The 6246-nt window shown below is 75.4% G+C and carries 2 protein-coding genes; one reads left to right on the forward strand and one right to left on the reverse strand.

From position 1 onward, the window contains the following. The first annotated feature begins 69 nt into the window (after positions 1-69). Positions 70-1719: a long-chain fatty acid--CoA ligase gene (locus tag ITX44_RS40105; RefSeq protein WP_205365063.1), complete on the forward strand. Its 1650-nt coding sequence runs from the start codon at positions 70-72 to the stop codon at positions 1717-1719. An 80-nt stretch (positions 1720-1799) separates the two neighbouring features. Here ITX44_RS40105 and ITX44_RS40110 read toward each other — a convergent pair whose 3' ends face one another. Continuing rightward, positions 1800-5882, reverse strand: coding sequence for a PAS domain-containing protein (locus ITX44_RS40110; protein WP_205365070.1), 4083 nt, complete (start codon positions 5880-5882; stop codon positions 1800-1802). Positions 5883-6246 lie beyond the last annotated feature (364 nt).

Below are 6246 nucleotides of genomic sequence, written 5' to 3' on the forward strand. Positions count from 1 at the left end.
TGACATACCGCGCGGTATGCGGCCAGAATCGCGGACACACCCATCCGCCGTCGCCGCCGGAGGCCCGCTGTGCTGAGCACGATGCAGGACACGCCGCTACTCACCAGCCGGATCCTCGAACACGGCCGGATCGTGCACGGCGCCGCCACCGTGACGACCTGGACCGGGGACGGCGACCCGCACGTGCGTACCTACCGGGAGGCCGGCGACCGCGCCGCGCAACTCGCCCACGCCCTGCGTGACGTCCTGCGCATCGAGCGCGGCGACCGCGTGGCCACCCTCATGTGGAACAACGCCGAGCACCTCGAGGCGTACCTCGCCGTCCCCGCCATGGGCGCGGTCCTGCACACCCTCAACCTGCGGCTGCCCGCCGGCCAGCTCACCTTCATCGTCAACCACGCCGCCGACCGGGTGATCCTGGTCAACGGCTCGCTGCTGCCGCTGCTCGCCCCGCTGCTGCCGCACCTGGAGCCGGTCGAGCACCTGGTGGTGGTCGGGCCCGGCGACCGTTCGCTGCTGGACGGCTGCCGCCCGGCCGTGCACGAGTACGAGGAACTGCTCGCCGGCCGGCCCACCGCGTACCCCTGGCCCGAGCTGGACGAACGCGAGGCCGCGGCCATGTGCTACACCTCCGGCACCACCGGCGACCCCAAGGGCGTCGTCTACTCGCATCGTTCGGTCTATCTGCACTCGCTCCAGGTCACCACCAAGGAGTCGATGGGCCTGGACGCCCACGACCGCACCCTCCCCGTGGTGCCGATGTTCCACGTCAACGCCTGGGGGCTGCCGCACGCCGCCTTCATGGCCGGCGTCAGCATGATCATGCCCGACCGGTTCCTCCAGCCCGCCCCACTGGCCGAGATGATCGAGACGCTGCGCCCCACGCACGCCGCCGCCGTACCCACCATCTGGCAGGCCCTGCTCGCCGAGCTGACCGCCCGCCCGCGCGACGTCTCCTCGCTCCGCCAGGTCACCATCGGCGGCTCGGCCTGCCCGCCGGCCCTGATGAAGGCGTTCGACGAACAGCTCGGGGTGCGGCTGTGCCACGCCTGGGGCATGACCGAGACCTCGCCGCTCGGCACGGTCGCCCAGCCGCCGGCCGGGGTCAACGAGGAGGAGGAATGGGCCTACCGGCTCACCCAGGGCCGGTTCCCCGCCTCCGTCGAGGCCCGGCTGATCGGCCCCGACGGCTCGGTCATGCCCTGGGACGGCACGTCGGCCGGTGAGCTGGAGGTGCGCGGGCCGTGGATCACCGGCGCCTACTTCGGCGGGGCCGGCGCGGAACCCGAGCGCCCGGAGGACAAGTTCAGCCCCGACGGCTGGCTGCGCACCGGCGACGTCGGCGTCATCTCCCCGGACGGCTACCTCACCCTCACCGACCGGGCCAAGGACGTCATCAAGTCCGGCGGCGAATGGATCTCCTCGGTCGACCTGGAGAACCACCTGATGGCCCACCCCGACGTGACCGAGGCGGCCGTGGTCGCCGTCCCCGACGACCGCTGGGGCGAACGCCCGCTGGCCACCGTCGTGCTCCGGTCCGGCGCCGCGCCCGACTACCCCGCCCTGCGCGACTTCCTCGAAGGGCGCGTCGCGCACTGGCAGGTACCCGAGCGGTGGGCGGTGCTGGAATCCGTGCCCAAGACGAGTGTCGGGAAGTTCGACAAGAAGGTGATCCGTAAGTCGTACGCGGACGGGGAGCTGGACGTCACCCTGCTCTGAGCAGCCGCTTCACCCGGCCGCACCTCACTCCTGCAGCTCACCCCGCCGTACGGGGCCGCCCACCGCCGGGCGGCCCCCGCTCATGCCCCGATCTTCCCCAGCAGATCCACGATCCGCGACTGCACATCCGTACTGGTCGACCGCTCCGCGAGGAACAGCACCGTCTCCCCGGACGCCAGCCGCGGCAGCTCGGCCGGGTCGATGTCGGCCGAGGTGTAGACGACCAGCGGCGTGTTGGTCAGCCGCGAGTTGCCGCGCAGCCAGTCCACGATGCCCTGCCGGCGGCGCCGGATCAGCATCAGGTCCATGACCACCAGGTTGGGGTGCACGGTGGCCGCCCTGGACATCGCGTCCGTCTCGGATGCGGCGTGCGTGACCTGCATCCCGCGCCGTTCCAAAGTCGCGGCGAACGCCTGGGCTATCGGCTCGTGCCCCTCCACCAGCAGTACCCGTGGCGGGTGCTGCTCGCTGTCCCGCGGTGCCAGCGCCTTGAGGAGTACGGCAGGGTCCGCGCCGTACGCCGCCTCCCGCGTCGCCTGGCCGAGACCCGCCGTGACCAGCACCGGGACCTGCGCCGCCGCCGCGGCCTGCCGCAGCGACTGGAGCGCGGTGCGGGTGATCGGCCCGGTCAGCGGGTCCACGAACAGCGCGGCCGGCGGCTCGGCGACCTGCGCGTCCACCTCCTCGCGGGACCGTACGATCACCGGCCGGTAGCCGCGGTCGGTCAGCGCCTGACGGGTCGACACGTCCGGCTCCGGCCACACCAGCAGGCGGCGCGGCTCGTCGAGCGGCTCATCCCGGAGGTCGTCCTGATCGGCCGGGTCCGCGGCGGAGTCGGGCAGGTCGGTGACGTCGACCGCGCCGTTCGGCCCGTCCAGCGGTTCCGGCCCCTCGTCGGCCCCTTCGGCGGGCGCGCCTATCGCGTACGAGCGCCCAGGCGCGTGGTTCGGGTCCGCGGCGGGCGGGCGCGGGGGCACCGGTACGGCGCCGGGCACGGCCGGCTGCGGCGGCTGGGGTCCCGGGACGACGGGGGCCGTGTGGGTCGCCGGAGCCGCCTGGTCCGGTGCCGCCGGCCGCCCGCCGGGCAGCGCGATCCGGCCGTCCGGGTCCGCCTGCGGGTGCTGCCGGGCCTGGGCCTGTCCGCCCGGGCCGTGCGGCTGCTCCGGTGCCTGCGGCTGGGCGGGCACCTGCGACTGCGGTTCCGCCTGCGGCGGCGGGGTGAGCCTGCGGCGCCGTCCCGAACCGCCGGCCGCGACCTGCGCGGGCAGCCCCTGCGGGTGCTGTGCCTGCACGGTCTGCGTCGGGGTCTGCGGCGGCTGCTCGGTGCCGTACGGCTGGACGCTCTGGCCAAGGGTGCGCACGCTGATGGCCCGGCCGTGCCCGCCGCCCGCCGCCTCCTGCTGCGCCGGACCCCGGCCCGGCGGAGTGCTCGGCGTCGTCGGGATCCGGCTGACGCTCTGCTGCGCCGACCCGCCGGCCACCGGCCACGAGGGCTGGCCCGGGAGCGCGGGCAGGTTCTGGTCCTGGGTGGGTGCCGGTGAGGGGGCCGCGGGCGCGGGCGGCGTGGGGGCCGGGATCCCTGGCGCGGGCGCCGGTGGTACGGGCCACCCGCCCTCGGGCTGCGGTGGTACGGGGCCCCGCGTGCCGTCCGGGCCCTGGCCCTGCGCGGGTCCTTGGCCTCGGCCTTGTCCCGGGTCACGGCTCTGGTCCGGCTGCTGGGCCACCGGGCCCTGGGTCGGGGCCTGGCCCTGTCCCCGGCCGGGCGTCTGCTGCCCGGGTCCCTGGTGCGGGCCCTGCTCGCGAGGGGCGTGCGGGCCCGGACCCTGGACCGGCGGCACCGGTCCCCGGGCCTGACCCGGCCCCTGCGGCCGGCCCTGCGACGGAATCTGCGGGACCTGCGGAATCTGCGGGGCCTGCGGGAGTTGGGGAATCTGTGCCTGTCCGGCGGCCGCGGGCCAGCCCTGACCCGGCCGACCGGCCTGCCCGCCGGGGCCCGCCTGCTCGGAGGGCCCGGCTTTCCCGGAAGGTCCCGGCTGCCCCGACTGCTCGGCGTGCTCCGGGTGCGCGATCGCCCGCCGCCCGCTGGCGTCGGCCGGTGCCTGGTCCTGAGTGGCCGCCGGCCACCCCTCGGGCAGCGGCAGCGGCGGCGGGCCCTGCCGCCGTACCGCCACCGGACCCTGCTGCGGCGCCGCGGGCTGCGGCGGCACGGGCACGGGCACACCGCCCGGCGGCACCGGACCGGCCGGCTCCACCTCGCGCCGGCCCCGCCGGCCCGTTCCCTCGCCCGAACCACCGGCCGGCGGAAGGGCGTTCGGGATCGGCGGCGCGGGCAGTTCGGGCCGTTCGCTCTCCGCCTCGGCCGTCTCCGGGCGCGCCCTGCGCCCCCGCCGCCCGCTGGGCCGGGCCTGGGACGCCCCGTCGCCCGCTGCCGCCGCGCTCTCGGCGTCGCCCGGACGCCGCAGCGCCCGGCGCCGGCCGGTCGGGGCGGCGGCATCGCTCTGGTCCGCCGCGGCCGGGATCGCCCACGCCGCGTCGGCCCCCTGCTGCTGCCCGGCCGCGCCCTGGGGTGGGACCGGCCCGGCCTTGCCGTCAGCCGCGGCTTCCGGATCCGTGCCCGCGTCCGCCGGCGCGCCGTCCGCGGACTGCTCGTCCGCGGTCCCGGCGGCGGACTTGGCGCGGGTCCGGCGCGGGGACGCGGCGGCGCCGGTGACGGAGCCGACCGGGAACTCCAGCACATAGGCGCTGCCCTGACCCGGCACCTCGTGCGTCTGGAGCACGCCGCCGTGCTTCTCGACGACGCCGCGGGCGAGCGGGAGGTGCACCGGGTTGCCGCCGGCGTGCGGGCCGCGGACGTCGATCCGTACCGCGTCACCGCGCTGCGCGGCCGCGACCACGATGGTGGAGTCGCCGCTGAAAGCCATCGCGGTGCCGGCCGAGTCCACCCCGGCCACGTCCGCGATCAGGTGGGCGAGCGCCTGCGCCATCCGCGGCCCGTCCACGTCGACCTGGATCTCGGGGGCGTGCACGGCGAACTGCGCGCGGCCCGGCCCGATCAGCTCGACCGCGCCCTCCACGGCCGCGCTGACCACGTCGTCCAGGCCGACGTCCGCGCGCTGGAGCTTGTCCTCGCCGCGGTCGAGCCGCTGGAAGGCCAGCACGTTGTCGATCAGGGTGGTGATCCGGGCGTAGCCGGCGGACAGGTGGTGCAGGATCTGGTTGGCCTCGGGCCACAGCTGCCCGGCCGGGTCGGCGGCCAGCCCGGTCAGCTCGGCGTGCAGCTCCGCCAGCGGGCCGCGCAGCGAGGAGTCCAGCAGCGCGCTGAGCTGCAGGTTGCGGGCGGCCAGCGCGTCCATCGGGGTCCGGTCGGTGAAGGTCATCACCGCGCCGACCAGCTGCTCCCCGTCCCGTACCGGCGCAGTCGTCAGGTCCACCGGCACCGCGGTGCCGTCCTTGCGCCACAGCACCTGGCCGCGCACCCGGTGCTTGCGCCCGGAGCGCAGGGTGTCGGCGAGCGGGGTCTCCTCGTACGTCAGCGGGCTGCCGTCGGGCCGCGAGTGGTGCACCAGCGGGTGCAGCTCCTTGCCGCCCAGATCGGTGGCGCGGAAGCCGAGGATCTGCGCGGCCGACGGGTTGACGAGTACGACCTTGCCGGCGGTGTCCACGCCGACCACGCCCTCGGCGGCGGCCCGCAGGATCATCTCGGTCTGCCGCTGCTGGCGGGCGAGTTCGACCTCGGTGTCCACGGTGTGCTGAAGGTCGCGGACCACCAGCATCAGCAGTTCGTCACCGGTGTAGTGCGGCAGGCCGTCGCCGTAGTCGGCGTAGGGGGAGCGGTTGCCCTCCAGGTTGGCGCTGGTCAGCTCGACCGGGAACTCCGTGCCGTCGGTGCGCCGGGCCACCATCCGGGTGGGCTTGGTCCGGGGCTCCTCGGAGTCCTCGCGCGCGCTGCGCATCGATCCCGGGATCCGCTTCGGGTCGAAGGCCGGCAGCAGATCGAGCAGGCCGCGCCCCACCAGGGCGGTCCCCGGCGACTGGAACGTCTCCAGGGCTATCGCATTCGCGTTGACCACTGTGCCGTTGACGTCGACCAGCAACAGCGCGTCGGGGAGGGCGTCCAGTATCGATGCGAGGCGAGCAGCGCCTCTGGATGGCCGGCTGCTCACGAGACGCGTCCTCCCTGTTACCGCATGGTGCTGCGTTGCCGCATGGTGCTGCGTATTACGTGGTGCTGCTGATCCGGGCCGGCCCCGGGCGGACATCGTGGCGAGCACGCGTACGGCCGGAAATCACGGCTGATGTACGACTGTCGTCACGGACGGCCCATCTTGCCGCCACCCCCGGGACATGTCACTAGACCGAGTGTACGGGTCGGGCTTCGCGCCGGGGCTCCGGATCGCCATGTACCGCTGTGCGCTTGGGTGTTCGGGGTTGTACGGGGCTGGTGTGGTGTGCGTCACGGATGTTTTCGGCCGGGGGTGGTGGGGGTGTCGGCGGGGGCGTCGGTGGTGCGGTTCGCCAGGCGGGGGT

It is taken from the genome of Actinacidiphila acididurans (assembly GCF_016918855.1).
In the GTDB taxonomy this organism is placed as follows: Bacteria; Actinomycetota; Actinomycetes; order Streptomycetales; family Streptomycetaceae; genus Actinacidiphila; species Actinacidiphila acididurans.